This is a genomic window from Amycolatopsis keratiniphila, from assembly GCF_000400635.2.
GTDB classification, from domain to species: Bacteria; Actinomycetota; Actinomycetes; order Mycobacteriales; family Pseudonocardiaceae; genus Amycolatopsis; species Amycolatopsis keratiniphila.
This window is the reverse complement of record NC_021252.1, coordinates 7,968,958-7,982,126: the sequence shown is the minus strand read 5'-3', so window position 1 is coordinate 7,982,126 and position 13,169 is coordinate 7,968,958. Positions and strand designations below refer to the sequence as shown.

Genomic DNA, 13,169 nt, shown 5'->3' with positions numbered 1-13,169 from the left:
CCTTCGACGAGATGGGGACAGGTTGCGAAAACTTATGACAACTCCTCGGCTAACGACAACCGAAGCGGTACGCTGAACTAAGCGAGCGCTTAGTCACTGTCGAACAGGAGCGGGCTGACCATGGATTTCTCTCTGAGCGTCGAGGAACGCGAGGTGCGCGACTGGGTCCGCACGTTCGTCCAGCGCGACCTCATGCCGCGTGAGCAGGAGGTGCTGCGCCGCGAACGCGCCGGCCAGCCCGGCCTGACCGGCGACGAGCTGCGCGAGCTGCAGCTGAAGGCCAAGGAGTCCGGGTTCTGGGGTGTGCAGACGCCGGAGGAATACGGCGGCATGGGCCTGTCCGCGGTGATGACCGCGCTGCTGGAGGCCGAACTCGGCCGCACGTTCGTGCCGTTCCGCTTCGGCGGCGCCGCGGACAACATCCTGTACTACGCCAACGACGAGCAGAAGGAGCGCTACCTGCTCCCGACGATCTCGGGCGAACGCAAGTCGTGCTTCGCGATCACCGAACCCGGCGCGGGCTCGGACGCCAAGGCCATCCGCACCTCCGCCCGCAAGGACGGCACCGACTGGGTCATCAACGGCGAGAAGACCTTCATCACCGGCGGAAACGAGGCCGACTTCGTGATGGTCTTCGCGATCACCGACCCGGAGAAGGGCGCGAACGGCGGCGTCACCTGCTTCCTCGTCGACCGTGACGCGGGCTGGAAGTCCGAATACATCGACACCATGGGCGAATGGGGCCCGGCGGCGCTGGTCTTCGAGGACGTCCGCGTGCCGGAGACGCAGATCCTCGGCGAGCTCGGCCACGGCTTCGACCTGGCCATGCAGTGGATCGGAGCGGGCCGCTACCTGCTGCCCGCGCGCGCCATCGGCTCCTGCGAGCGGCTGATCTCGATGGCCATCGAGCACGCCAACACGCGGGAGACGTTCGGGCAGAAGATCGCCGAGCGCCAGGCCATCCAGTGGATGATCGCGGATTCCGGCACCGAGCTGGAGGCGCTGCGCTGGCTGGTCCTGCACGCCGCCTGGCAGGTCGACCAGAAGCTGGACTCGCGGCACGCGCAGTCGATGGCGAAGCTGTACGGCGGCGTGAAGGCGAACGAGATCGTCGACCGTGTCCTGCAGATCCACGGCGGAATGGGCTACACGCGGGAACTGCCGGTCGAGCGGTGGTACCGCGAACTGCGGCTGCTGCGGATCTACGAGGGCACCGACGAGATCCAGCGCCGGACCATCGCGCGCAACCTGCTCAAGGGGCACGTCAAGGTCGGCGGCACGCTGGGCTGACGCTCGCCCGTGCAGGTGGTCGTGAGTGGCGATTCGGGTTAGAACACGAATCGTCACTCACGACGGCCGGGCGGCGACTCGCTACGCGAAAGACGCTGTACCCGCATGTCATGCGACGAAGGCTCCCTTCGCCGAGCTGAGGCGCCGGAGCGTCCCCTTCGGCCCACGCGGGTGCCCGCCACATGCGATGAACGGGCCGTTCCTCGCAGATTTCGCAAGGAACGGCCCGTTCATCGCGTCGGCCCTAGTCTTCGTCCTTCTGGTTCCGCATCGCGATCGGGACCCCGGCCAGGTCCTCCTCGTTGCAGAGAAGCTTCACGTCGTAGTAGGGCGAACCCTTGCGGTCGTCATAGTCGAGATGGACGGCCAGCACATCGACCGGTTCCCCGAGCCACTCCTGAGCCTGGCGTAGCCATGTCGCGCACCGTTCGAGGGCCGTGGGCAGGTCGTCGTCCCGGAATCCCACCGGGCGGTAGGGGACGTCCTGCACCTGATCACGGGGGTTCGAAGGCACCGGCAACGCCGGCGAGAGACCCGAGTCGTCCAGTTCGAGTTGGATCGTTTGCTCAGTCACCCTTCGAGCGTCCCCCAGAGAAGCCGTCTGAGCAAGGCGTACAGGCCTAAAGTCGGCGCTAAACGGGCACTCGCCACACTCCCGAGACCACTTCACGGCAGTTTTGCAACGCTGTGACGTCGAGCCGCCGTTCGCAGGCGAGCGCCCGAAGCGCCAGCTCCGCGTAATGGGACGCCAGCTGATCCAGGGTGAGCGGCCCCTTCGGCGAATACCAGCGCGCGACCCCGCTGCACATCTCCACCAGTGCGAGCCGGGTGACCGAAGGCTGCCCGGTGTGGAAGACGCCGGCCGCGACACCGTCTTCGATGGCGTCCGCCCACAGCTTTTCGTAGGCATCGCGCAGGGCCACCACGTCGGCCCTGGCGCCGGGGGTGAGCGCGTGGACCTCGTTGTCCACCACGCGGGTGTCATCCGGTTGGATGGCGTGCGCGAGCACGTGCAGCGCCACCAGGGATCCGAGCCGTGACACGGGATCGGTGAGCCCGGCGGTCGCCTGCTCGGCCGCGTCGAGCAGCCGCCGCAGCGACTCGTTCATGATGGCGACCAGCAGATCCTCTTTGGTGCCCATGTAGTGGTACAGGCTGGCGGACGACAGCTCCGCCTCCTGCGCCAGATCCCGGATGCCGGTGCCGTGGAACCCCTTGGCGGCGAACAGTTTCACCGCCGCCTGCCGGACCCTTTCCCGGGTGCTCACAACCATGTTCCGGTGGTCCTGTCCCACGAACCGGCGCGGAGGTCTTCCACCTTCTTGAGCTCGCCCTTCGCGACCCGCTCCGACGGCGTCATCGGCAGCTCCGTCACGATCGCCCAGAACCGGGGAACCTTGAAGTAGGCCAGTTTCGCCGAGCAGAACTCCGCCAGCTCGGCCGGTTCGCACCGGTGCCCCTCGTTCTCGTCGAGGACGATGTACGCCTTGACCTCTTCGCCGCGGATGTCGTCCGGCACCGCGATGACGGCGGCGAGCTTGACCGCGGGGTGCAGCTGCAGCGCCCGTTCGACCTCGTCGGCGGAGATGTTCTCCCCGCTGCGGCGGATCATGTCCTTGGTGCGGCCCACGTAGTACACGCGGCCTTCGTCGTCCATTGTGGCCAGATCGCCGGTGTGGAACCAGCCGCCGTCGAAGGCGCGCCTGGTCGCTTCGGGATCGTCGTGGTAGCCGTGCATCAGGCCGACCCCGCGGATCAGCAGCTCGCCGGTTTCCCCGCGCGGCAGCGGTTTCCCGTCCGTATCCGCGATCATCACCTCACGGGTGGGCGCCGGCCTGCCGAGGCAGCCGGTGCCGACGGTCTCCTCGTGATCCGCCGGGTACATCCGGATGTCGCCGCCGGTCTCGGTCATGCCGAAGGCCTCGAACCACGGCGCGCCCCAGCGTGCTTCGAGCGCGGCGTGCAGGTCGCGCGGGATGGCCGAAGCGCAGATCGCGCGGACCTGGTGCGCCTTGTCGAGCTCGCTTTCCGGCTGGCGCAGCAGAAGGGTGGGCATCAGGCCGAGGCAGTAGAACCAGGTGACGCCGTGTTCGCGGATCTTCTCCCAGAACGTCGACGGGTGGAAGCGGTCGAGCACCACCAGTGTCGCGCCGCCCGCGAGCCCGAGCGCCACGTTCCACTGTGGATCGATGTAGTGGAACGGTTGCGCGGTCAGGATGACGTCGTCCGCGCCGACCGCCGGGAAGTCCGTGGCCAGGCTGATCGCCAGTGTCGTCCAATACCTGTTCGGCAGTACGCAACCCTTGGGGGCGCCCGTGGTGCCCGAGGTGTACTGGATGTTGACCGGGCGTTCGCCCTCGCTCGTGAAGTCCGGGGCGGCCCCGGAACCGGTGAGTTCGCCGGGGGTGAGCACGCGTTCCAGCGAGGTCTCCGGCGCGATCTTGTTCAGCAGTTCCAGGAATTCCTCGGCGGCGACGGCGAACCTGGCTCCGGAATGCCGCAGCACGTGGGCGCCGTCGAACTCGCGGTACCCGGTGTTGACCGGGACGAGCACCCCGCCGATCTTGGCCAGGGCCAGCCACAGCAACGGGAATTCGGGCTGGTTGCGCAGCATCACCGCGACCCGGTCGCCCGGTGTCACGCCGAGGTCGAGCAGTGCGCGGGCGAACTCGGTGCTGCGCGCGTCGACGTCGGCGAAGGTGAAGCTCTCCCCGGTGGAGTCGAAGATCCACGCCGTCTTGTCCGGCCAGAGCGCGGCGGCCCTCGCGGTCAGGCGGGAGAGGGTGTCGATCCCGGCGAGCGAGGTCATGACCGGCTCCGGAAGGCCTCGGACGAAGCGGCGACCTCGGCGGAGTGTTCGGTGATCAGCGCGTGGCTGACTTCGAGTTCGAGCGCGGCGTCGAGTGAGCTGTCGATGCCGGAGTCGAGGGCGCGTTTGGCCATGGTGGCCGCGGCGGCCGGATGCGCGGCGATCCTGGCCGCCCACGCGAGCGCGGTGTCCATCAGGTCGTCGACGGGCAGGGCGGCGTTGACCAGGCCGAGCTTGGCCGCCTCGGTGCCGCTCACGCGTTCGCCCAGCAGCAGGAGCTCCTTGGCCTTCAGCGGCCCGACCAGCAGCGGCAGCAACCGCGACGCCGCCCCCGTGACGCTCAGGCCGAGGGAGACCTCGGGGAAGGCGAACACCGCGTCTTCGGCGGCGAGGATCAGGTCGCAGCCCATCGCGAACTCGGCACCCGCGCCGATCGCGTAACCGTGGACGGCGGCGATGACGGGCTGGCGAAGGCCGCGAAGGCGGCGCGTCACGTCCTGTAGCCGGTCGAGTCGCGGGCGTGAATCACCCTCCGGGGTGGGCTCCTTCAGGTCGTGGCCGGCGCAGAACGCGCGCCCGCGACCGGCGAGCACGACGGCGCGCGCGTCCGACTTCGCGGCGGCGTCGAGCGCCTCCAGCAGGTCGTCGACCAGTTCGGCGACCACCGCGTTGAGCCGTTCGGGGCGGTTCAGCCAGATCACGGCGATGCCGTCGTCGAGTGCGTAGTCCACGGTGCTCATGACACCGAGCCTAGACGACCGATCGATCGATCGATAGGGTCGAATCCATGCGGGTCGACACGGTCTACGAGAACGCCCGGTTCCTCACTGGAACGGGGGAATCCGTAGCGCTTGCTGCGCTCAATGGACGAATTGTGGCGTTAGGGCACGACGCGGCGGCGCTTTCCGCAAAGCGCCGCGTGGACCTCGGCGGCTCGGTGGTGGTGCCCGGGTTCCACGACGCGCACAACCACATGGCCTGGTTCGGCATGGCCCTCGACGACGTCGCCCTTTCGGATTGCCGCAGCGTCGACGAGGTGTACGACGCCGTCGCGCGGCGCGCGGCCGAGACCCCGCCGGGCGGCTGGATCATCGGCAGCGGCTACGACCAGAACAAGCTCGCGGGCGGCCATCCGACGAGGCAAGGGCTCGATCGCGCGGCTCCCGGGCATCTCGTGCGGCTCAAGCACACGTCCGGGCATATGACCGTGGTCAACTCCGCGGTGCTGGAGAAACTCGACCTGGGCGACGTGCCCGTCGGCGGCGACGTCGTCCGCGACGAGGACGGTTCGCCGACCGGGCTGCTGCGGGAGCAGGCCCAGCTGATGCTGCGGCCGCTGACCTACCCGACGCCGGTCGAGCGGGTCGTCCGCGGGCTGGACCGGGCGAGCGAGCGCTACCTGGCCGAGGGCATCACGAGTGTCCAGGAGGCCGGGATCGGCGGGGGTCTCGTGGGGGAGACCCCCGCCGAGCTGGCCGCGTACCAGCTGGCGCGCGAACGCGGCGTGCTGCGGGTGCGAAGCACGGTGATGGTCGCGGCGAGCGTGCTCCACGACCTCGATGCGGGAGCCGGCTTCGGCCTGGACCTGGGGATGCGCACCGGCTTCGGCGACGAATGGCTGCGGATCGGCGCGATGAAGCTGTTCGCCGACGGCTCGCTGATCGGCCGCACCTGCGCCATGCACGAGCCGTTCGCCGGCGAAACGGACAACGTCGGCTACTTCCAGGTGCCCGAGGACGAGATCGCGCGGACGATCGCCGCCGCGCACAAGGCCGGCTGGCAGATCGCGACGCACGCCATCGGCGACCGCGCGATCACCGTCGTCCTCGACGCCTACGAGGCCGCGCTGAAGGCCGATCCGCGTCCCGGCCACCGGCACCGCATCGAGCACTGCGCGGTGCTGCGGCCCGAGGAGCTGAAGCGCCTGGCGGCGCTGGGGCTGATCGCGTCGCCGCAGGGCAGGTTCGTCAACGAGATCGGCGACGGCATGCGGGCCGCCCTCGGCCCCGAACGCGAGCCCTGGTGCTACCGGCTCAAGAGCCTGCTCGACGCGGGATGCGTGCTGCCCGCCAGCTCGGACCGCCCGGTCGTCGAGGGGGCGCCGCTGCTCGCGCTGGCCGACATGGTGCGGCGGAAGACCGCGTCCGGGGTCGTGCTGGGTCCCGATGAGCGGCTCACCCCCGCCGAAGCCCTGCGCGCGTACACCTACGGATCCGCGTACGCCGCTTTCGCCGAGAAGGACCTGGGCACGCTCGAGATCGGCAAGCTCGCGGACTTCGCCGTCCTCTCGGCCGACCCGACCGACGAGTCCACTTTGGATTCGATCCACGTCGTCGCCACCGCCGTCGGCGGCGACATCGTCTACGAACGGAGCTGAGACCCATGCCGGTGCGGGACGCGGTCGCGGACGACATCGAGGAGATCTGCGCGCTCATCGAGGAGCACGCGGTCTACGAGGACAAACACGATCTGAAGCTCGACAGGCAGGAGATGGCCGGGTTCCTCTTCGGGCCCGATCCGAAGGCCTGGGTGCTGCTGGCCACCCCGCCGGGTGAGCCGGGCAAGGTCGCGGGCTTCGCCTTCTGCAGCTGGAACTTCTCCACCTGGGAGGCGCGTCCGGGGATCTGGCTCGACGATCTCTTCGTGCGCCCTGAGCACCGTCGTTTCGGCCTCGGGCGGGAGCTGCTCGAAGAGCTGAGCGCGCGGACCCCCGGCCGGGTCGAATGGGACATGCAGGAGGGCAACGAGAAGGGCGAGGCGTTCTACGCCCAGCTCGGCGCCGACCCCGTCCCCGGCTGGATCCGGTACCGCTGGCGGCCGCACGCTGGGTGATCCGCGACCGGGCGGCAAGCCGTAAACTCGCACCCATGGGTGAAGGGGCAAGTCGCAGGTCGTCGTCCGTGGAGGACTACGTCCGGGTGATCTACGGGCTGGTGGAGCGCGGCGAGGCCGTCACCAACACGTCGCTGGCCGGACGGCTGGAGGTCAGCCCGTCGTCGGCGTCCGGCATGGTCACCAAGCTGTCCCAGCTGGGACTGGTCGCGCACGTGCCGTACCGCGGGATCGAGCTGACCACCGAGGGCAGGCTGCTGGCCCGCTCGGTGCTCCGCCGCCACCGGCTGATCGAGACCTACCTGGTGTCCGAACTCGGCTACACCTGGGACGAGGTGCACTCGGAGGCCGACGCGCTCGAACACGCGGTCTCGGACCGGCTCGTCGAGCGGATCGCGGCCAAGCTCGGCAACCCGATGCGCGACCCGCACGGCGACCCCATCCCCGCCCCCGACGGCAGCGTCGAGGAGATGCCGATGCGCATCCTCGACGACCTCCCGCCCGGCGCGGTCGGCGAGATCGTCCGCGTCTGGGACACCGATCCGGAGCTCCTGCGGTACCTGACCGAGCATTCGATCGGCCTCGGCGAGCGGATCGAGGTCGTGGAGCGCCAGCCGTTCGGCGGCCCGATGGTGGTCAAGGTCGGCTCGCCGCCCGACGCGGCCACCCACGCGATCGGCAAGGAGATCGCGCAGGCGCTTTCGGTCGCGCTGCGCTGAACCGTGTCCATTGTGGACCGGTATCGGCCGCGGTGGGAATTTTCCTATGTCTCTGCATAATTACGTCACCCGCCTGCCACGCCGATAGGTGATCTAAGGCCCTTCCGATCATGTGTTCGCCCGCCTAGGCTGCGCTATTCCGGGTGGCTAGCGAGCGTGCGAAGGCGATGAAGATGACCGGTCAGCGGACACACACCATCGACCGGGGGGTGGCGGAAGGACGTGAACTCAGGCGGCTCTTGGAGACCGGACCGTTCGCGGACGCCCTCAGGGCGGCGATCAGGGCGAGGGGCCTCGGGCTCGATCGGATCCGGTACCGGCTGAGAGGGCGGGGTTGCTCGGTGAGCCTCGCGACCCTGAGCCACTGGCAGTCGGGGCGCTGCCGTCCCGAACGGCCGGAATCCCTGCTGGTGCTCAAGAATCTCGAGGAGATCCTCGGGGTGCCGCCGGAGTCGCTGTCGCGGCTTCTCGGGCCGCCGCGCGGGCGGGCGGCCCGGTGTACGGTGCCCGGCGAGGGCCTCGTGATGCCGAGAGGCCGGGACACTTAGGGAGCGCGGGTGCGGGCGGTCGTCTTCGAGGAGTTCGGGGTGCTGCCCGAGGTACGCGACGTGCCGGATCCGGTCGCGCCGCCGGGCGGGGTGGTGATCGCCGTCGAGGCGACCGGGGTGTGCCGCAGCGACTGGCACTCCTGGCAGGGGCACGACACGTCGGTGAAGCTGCCGCACGTCGCCGGGCACGAACTCGCCGGCCGCATCGCGTCGCTCGGCGAGGGTGTCCGGGGCTGGTCGGCGGGCGACCGGGTGACCGTGCCGTTCGTCTGCGCGTGCGGCACCTGTGCCCAGTGCGCCGCCGGTGACCAGCAGATCTGCGACCGCGAGTTCCAGCCGGGCGCGACCCACTGGGGCTCGTTCGCCGAGTACGTCGCCATCGAAAACGCCGAGGTCAACCTCGTGGCGCTGCCCGGCACGCTGTCCGCCGCCGAGGCCGCGGCGCTGGGCTGCCGGTTCGGGACGGCGTTCCGGGCCGTGCTGCGCCAGGGCGGGGTCCGGCCTGGTCAGTGGGTCGCGGTCTACGGCTGCGGTGGCGTGGGTATCTCGTCGATCCTGCTCGCCGTCGCGGCCGGTGCGTCGGTCGTCGCCGTCGACCCGTCTCCGCAGGCCAGGGCGCTGGCCTCGCGGATGGGGGCTGCCGTGTGCGTCGACCCGTCCGCGTTCGACGGGCACGAGGCGGTCTCCGCGCACGTCCGGGAGCTGACCGGCGGCGGCGCGCACGTCTCGCTCGACTGCCTCGGCTCGCCGGCCACCTGCGCCGCCTCGATCGGGAGCCTCCGCAAACGCGGACGGCATGTCCAGGCCGGGCTGATGCCGCCCGCGCAGGGCATCGCGCCGATCCCGATGCACCGCGTGATCGGCGGGGAACTGGAGATCGTCGGCATCCACGGCCTGCAGGCGCACGAGTACCCCGAGATGCTGCGCGTGGTGGAGACGGCCGGGATCGACCTCGAAGGCATGATCGGCAAGCGGGTCGGCCTCGACGACGTCCCCGCGGTGCTCGCGGAGATGAACGACCCGGTGCCCGCGCGGGCCGGGGTGACGGTGGTCGAATTCGCACAGTGACCGGGTGAACGCACTGCGGTCAACCGGCCGATCGGAGTAGCCCGAAAGGTGGCTTCTCCCGCCGCTTTGTGGCAGCTTCGTTGGCCGTGACAGTCATGGATGCCCCGGTGGAGCCACGATTCGGCCGTCGCGTGCTGCGCTTGTTCGCCATGGCCGGTGTCATGGTGCGGGGCCACCGGATCATCGGCGCGCGCCCTGGCAGACTCGACGTGTGGACGCGCTGATCCCCCGACCGCGGACCGAAGTCGCGCCCGGTGCCGTGCATGTTCCGGACTGGCTCGACCTCGACAGTCAACGACGTCTGGTCGAAGCCTGCCGCGGCTGGCGCGGTTACCGGCGGACGCGGCTGCCGAACGGCGGCGTCATGTCGGTGCGGACGGTGTGCCTCGGCTGGCACTGGCATCCGTACCGGTACGCGAAGGTGACCGAAGACGGCTCCCCGGTGCTGCCGTTTCCTGCGTGGCTGGGGGATCTCGGGCGGCGGGCCGTCTCCGACGCCTACGGGACTTCGTCGTACGAGCCGGACATCGCGCTGGTGAACTTCTACGATCCCGCCGCGAAAATGGGGCAGCATCAGGACAAGGACGAGGCTTCACTGGAGCCCGTCGTGTCGCTGAGTCTCGGGGACGCCTGCGTCTTCCGGTTCGGGAACACGATCGATCGCGGGCGGCCCTATACGGACGTGGATCTGCGCTCGGGGGATCTGTTCGTGTTCGGCGGGGAGTCCAGGCTGGCTTTCCATGGGGTGCCCCGGGTTTTGCCGGGGACCGCCGATCCGGCGCTGGGGTTGGCGGGGCGGTTGAACATCACTTTGCGGGTTTCGGGCCTCGTGAGTGGTAAGGACGGTTAGAACCGTCCTTACCACTCACGAGAGCCGGAAAAGCACCCGTTGCCCCGGCCGCACCTGCGCGGCCAGATCCAGATCCGCTTCCTCCACCACCGCGATCACCGGATAGCCCCCGGTCACCGGGTGGTCGGCCAGGAACAGGATCGGCTGCCCCGAAGGAGGTACCTGCAACGCCCCCGGCACGGCGGCCTCGGGAGGCAATTCGCCACCGCGCGCCCGCGACAACACGGGACCGTCCAGCCGCACGCCCACCCGATCGACGTCGGCGGTGGCGACGTAACCCGTGGAGACCAAAGTGGACAGTGCGTCGTGAACGAACCACGACACCCGGGGCCCCGGAGTCACTCGCAGGACCGGGACGTCCGGCAAGGGCGCACGAGGAGCGAGATCCACGCCAGGATGGGGCAGCACCCGCTGTCCCACCGGCAAGGTCGTCCCGGCCGAGAGCGCGGGCGGGCCGAGTTTGCCCAGTGTGTCGGTCGCCCGCGCGCCCAGCACCGAGGGGACGTCTATGCCGCCGCGCACGGCGACATAGGAACGCAAACCGTGAGAAGCCATCCCCAGGACGAGTTCTTCGCCGGGGCCGACCGGGATCGGTGAGCCGGGGCCGAAGGCACGCGCGCCGACGGTGATCGAGCACGGCGCGCCGGTGACGGCGACGGTCGCCGGAGCCGGGAACCGGAGGGCGAGGCCGCCCAGAACGCATTCCAGGGCCGCGTGGCCCTCCGGGTTGCCGACCAGCCGGTTTGCCAGCCGCAGCGAACCGCGGTCGGCGGCGCCGGACCGGCCGACGCCGATCGCGGCCAGCCCCGGTCGCCCGAGGTCCTGCACGGTGGTGAAAACGCCGGGCCGGAGCACTTCGATCTTCGCGGTCATGAAGTGAACCGGATCCGCGTGCCGGGGGCCAGCAGGTTCGGCGGCTCGCGTTCGACGTCCCACACCGGCAGCGTCGTGCGCCCGATCAGTTGCCAGCCGCCGGGTGAGGAGTTCGGGTACACCGCCGTGTACTCGCCCGCGATCGCGACCGAGCCGGCGGGCACCCGGGTGCGCGGGCTCGTCCGGCGCGGCAGGTGCAGCGCGGGGTCCAGCCCGGTCAGATAGGCGAAACCCGGGGCGAAGCCGCAGAACGCCGACACGTAGGTGCCGTCCTCATGCCGCCGGACGACCGCCTCCGCGGACATGCCGGACGCGGCCGCGACGTCGGCCAGGTCCGGGCCGTCGTAGCGCACCGGCACGACGATCTCGGCCGCCTCGCGTGGCTTGGTGTCCACTCCTGCCCGATGGAGGACGTCTTCGGCGAGCCGGTCGTGGTGGGTGCGGCCGGGGTCGAACCGGATGAGCAGCGTCCGCGCGGCCGGGACCAGTTCGAGGACGCCGTCCGGCGGGTCCTGCTCCAGTGACGCGTGCAGCCCGAGCACCTCCGACGGATCGTCGAAGTCGGCCATGGCCGCACGCGCCCCATAGGGCAGCAATCGCATCATGCGGCCTCGATGAACGATCCGATGTGGACACCGGAGGCGTCGAGTCCCGCGCGGATCCGGCGCGCCAGTTCGACGGCGCCGGGGGTGTCGCCGTGCACGCACAGCGAATGCGGCTGAAGCGCCAGCTCGGTCCCGTCGGCGGCGACGACCTTGCCGGTGGTCGCCATCGCGACCGCCCGGGAAGCGACCTCGTCGGCGTCGTGGAGCACGGCGCCCGGCAGTTTCCGGGAGACGAGAAGGCCTTCGGGGGTGTACGCGCGGTCCGCGAACGCCTCGGCGTACGCGGGGAACCCGGCCTTTTCCGCCTGCTTGGCCATTTCCGATCCCGGCGGGCACAGCAGCGCGAGCCCGGGACGGAACCGCCGGATCCCCTCGACCACAGCGGCCGCCTGCTCCGGATCGACCGCCGCCGTGTTGTACAGCGCCCCGTGCGGTTTGACGTACCGCACGCTCGTTCCCGCCGCGCGGGCGAACGCGTCGAGCGCGCCGATCTGGTAGAGCACGTCGTCGGCCAGATCGGCGGGGGCCACGTCCATCGCCCGACGCCCGAAGCCCGCCAGATCGCGGTAGGCGACGTGGGCGCCGATGACGACGCCGCGCTCGGCCGCGCGTTCGCAGACGCGCCGCATCACCGACGGGTCGCCGGCGTGGAAGCCGCAGGCGACGTTCGCGCTGGTGACGATGTCGAGCATGGCGTCGTCGTCACCCATCTTCCAGGCGCCGAAACCTTCGCCGAGGTCACTGTTGAGATCCATCAAGCCACCCTGAACTCACTGTCGAGCTTGTCGGTCACGAACATGTAGCCCGGCGCGTGCGTGATCGCGAACGGCGGCCGCGAAGCCATCAGCGCCGCCTGCGGGGTCACGCCACACGCCCAGAACACCGGCACGTCACCGGGTTCCGCGACGACCGGGTCGCCGAAATCAGGCTTGCCGAGATCGGCGATGCCGAGTGCGGCGGGATCGCCGATGTGCACCGGCGCACCGTGCACGGCGGGCATCCCGCGGGTGATCCGCACGGCGTCGTCCACACGGTCTTCGGGGATCTGCCGCATCGAGACCACCATCGGCCCGTGCAGCCGCCCGGCCGGGACGCATTCGCGGTTCGTCACGTACATCGCCACATTGCGGCCCTGCTCGACGTGCCGCAGCGGGATGCCCTCCGCGGCCAGCGCCGATTCGAAGGTGAAACTGCAGCCGATCGAGAACGTGACCATGTCGCTGCGCCACAACCCGGTCGCGTCCGCGAGCTCGCCTGCCAGCGCGCCGTTCTGCCAGACGCGGTAGCGCGGCAGGTCGGTGCGCAGATCCGCGCCGGGAGCCAGCCTGGTCGACGGGTCGCCCGGGTCGCTGACGTCCAGCACCGGACAGGGCTGCGGGTTCCGCTGGCAGAACAGCAGGACGTCGTAGGCCCAGTCCTCGGGGACGGCGATCAGGTTGGTCTGGGTGAACCCGTTCGCCCAGCCGGTGGTCGGGCGGGCCGTGCCCGCGCGGAACAGGGCACGCGCCTCGCCGGGGGACAACGTCGCCGGGTCGTCGAAGGTGGTCATCGTGGTGCCTCCTCTTCCGATTGTGG

15 protein-coding genes are annotated in these 13,169 nt (G+C 70.2%); 7 read left to right on the top strand and 8 right to left on the bottom strand.

All coding sequences use genetic code 11. The annotated features are described in order from the left end of the window. The first annotated feature begins 120 nt into the window (after window positions 1-120). A complete protein-coding gene (locus AORI_RS76900; RefSeq protein WP_016337452.1) occupies window positions 121-1,290 on the top strand; it encodes an acyl-CoA dehydrogenase family protein in 1,170 nt (389 codons plus the stop codon). 244 nt (window positions 1,291-1,534) lie between these two features. Here AORI_RS76900 and AORI_RS76895 read toward each other — a convergent pair whose 3' ends face one another. Genes AORI_RS76895 through AORI_RS76880 form a run of 4 tightly spaced genes read right to left on the bottom strand, consistent with a single transcriptional unit; the run spans window position 1,535 to window position 4,839 of the window. After that, window positions 1,535-1,864 carry a hypothetical protein gene (locus tag AORI_RS76895; RefSeq protein WP_016337451.1) on the bottom strand — a complete coding sequence of 110 codons (330 nt, stop codon included), beginning with the start codon at window positions 1,862-1,864 and terminating at the stop codon, window positions 1,535-1,537. 58 nt (window positions 1,865-1,922) lie between these two features. Continuing rightward, the gene (locus tag AORI_RS76890) at window positions 1,923-2,564 is read right to left on the bottom strand and encodes a TetR/AcrR family transcriptional regulator (protein ID WP_016337450.1); all 642 of its coding nucleotides are present in this window, start codon (window positions 2,562-2,564) and stop codon (window positions 1,923-1,925) included. Further along, the gene (locus tag AORI_RS76885; protein WP_016337449.1) at window positions 2,555-4,099 is read right to left on the bottom strand and encodes an ATP-dependent acyl-CoA ligase; all 1,545 of its coding nucleotides are present in this window, start codon (window positions 4,097-4,099) and stop codon (window positions 2,555-2,557) included. The genes AORI_RS76890 and AORI_RS76885 overlap by 10 nt, the downstream gene beginning before the upstream one ends. Beyond that, entirely contained in the window at window positions 4,096-4,839 is a 744-nt protein-coding gene (locus AORI_RS76880) for an enoyl-CoA hydratase/isomerase family protein (RefSeq protein WP_016337448.1), read from the bottom strand. Before AORI_RS76880 ends, AORI_RS76885 begins: the two co-directional genes overlap by 4 nt. A 47-nt stretch (window positions 4,840-4,886) precedes the next feature. On the opposite strand from AORI_RS76880, the gene AORI_RS76875 reads away from it, so the two are divergent. The 6 genes from AORI_RS76875 to AORI_RS76850 all read left to right on the top strand — a co-directional run bounded on the left by AORI_RS76875 (window position 4,887) and on the right by AORI_RS76850 (window position 10,116). Beyond that, window positions 4,887-6,476: an amidohydrolase gene (locus tag AORI_RS76875; protein ID WP_043848407.1), complete on the top strand. Its 1,590-nt coding sequence runs from the start codon at window positions 4,887-4,889 to the stop codon at window positions 6,474-6,476. A gap of 5 nt (window positions 6,477-6,481) precedes the next feature. Continuing rightward, the gene (locus AORI_RS76870; RefSeq protein ID WP_016337446.1) at window positions 6,482-6,931 is read left to right on the top strand and encodes a GNAT family N-acetyltransferase; all 450 of its coding nucleotides are present in this window, start codon (window positions 6,482-6,484) and stop codon (window positions 6,929-6,931) included. 35 nt (window positions 6,932-6,966) lie between these two features. After that, a complete protein-coding gene (locus AORI_RS76865) occupies window positions 6,967-7,650 on the top strand; it encodes a metal-dependent transcriptional regulator (RefSeq protein WP_037347949.1) in 684 nt (227 codons plus the stop codon). Between the two features lie 167 nt (window positions 7,651-7,817). Then, window positions 7,818-8,198, top strand: a complete 381-nt coding sequence (locus AORI_RS76860) for a hypothetical protein (protein WP_016337444.1) — start codon at window positions 7,818-7,820, stop codon at window positions 8,196-8,198. 9 nt (window positions 8,199-8,207) lie between these two features. Further along, window positions 8,208-9,266 (top strand): alcohol dehydrogenase catalytic domain-containing protein, encoded by a 1,059-nt coding sequence (locus AORI_RS76855; protein ID WP_016337443.1) that lies wholly within the window; start codon window positions 8,208-8,210, stop codon window positions 9,264-9,266. Window positions 9,267-9,477: 211 nt separating this feature from the next. Then, entirely contained in the window at window positions 9,478-10,116 is a 639-nt protein-coding gene (locus AORI_RS76850; protein ID WP_016337442.1) for an alpha-ketoglutarate-dependent dioxygenase AlkB family protein, read from the top strand. A 15-nt stretch (window positions 10,117-10,131) separates the two neighbouring features. On the opposite strand, the gene AORI_RS76845 is transcribed toward AORI_RS76850, so the two are convergent. From AORI_RS76845 to AORI_RS76830, 4 genes are read right to left on the bottom strand one after another with little or no spacing between them, the layout of a single operon-like run. Beyond that, the gene (locus tag AORI_RS76845) at window positions 10,132-10,989 is read right to left on the bottom strand and encodes a 5-oxoprolinase subunit C family protein (RefSeq protein ID WP_016337441.1); all 858 of its coding nucleotides are present in this window, start codon (window positions 10,987-10,989) and stop codon (window positions 10,132-10,134) included. After that, window positions 10,986-11,591, bottom strand: coding sequence for a 5-oxoprolinase subunit B family protein (locus tag AORI_RS76840; protein WP_043848406.1), 606 nt, complete (start codon window positions 11,589-11,591; stop codon window positions 10,986-10,988). The genes AORI_RS76845 and AORI_RS76840 overlap by 4 nt, the downstream gene beginning before the upstream one ends. Next, entirely contained in the window at window positions 11,591-12,349 is a 759-nt protein-coding gene (locus AORI_RS76835; protein WP_016337439.1) for a LamB/YcsF family protein, read from the bottom strand. Before AORI_RS76835 ends, AORI_RS76840 begins: the two co-directional genes overlap by 1 nt. Next, window positions 12,349-13,143: a putative hydro-lyase gene (locus AORI_RS76830; protein ID WP_016337438.1), complete on the bottom strand. Its 795-nt coding sequence runs from the start codon at window positions 13,141-13,143 to the stop codon at window positions 12,349-12,351. Before AORI_RS76830 ends, AORI_RS76835 begins: the two co-directional genes overlap by 1 nt. Window positions 13,144-13,169: the final 26 nt, after the last annotated feature.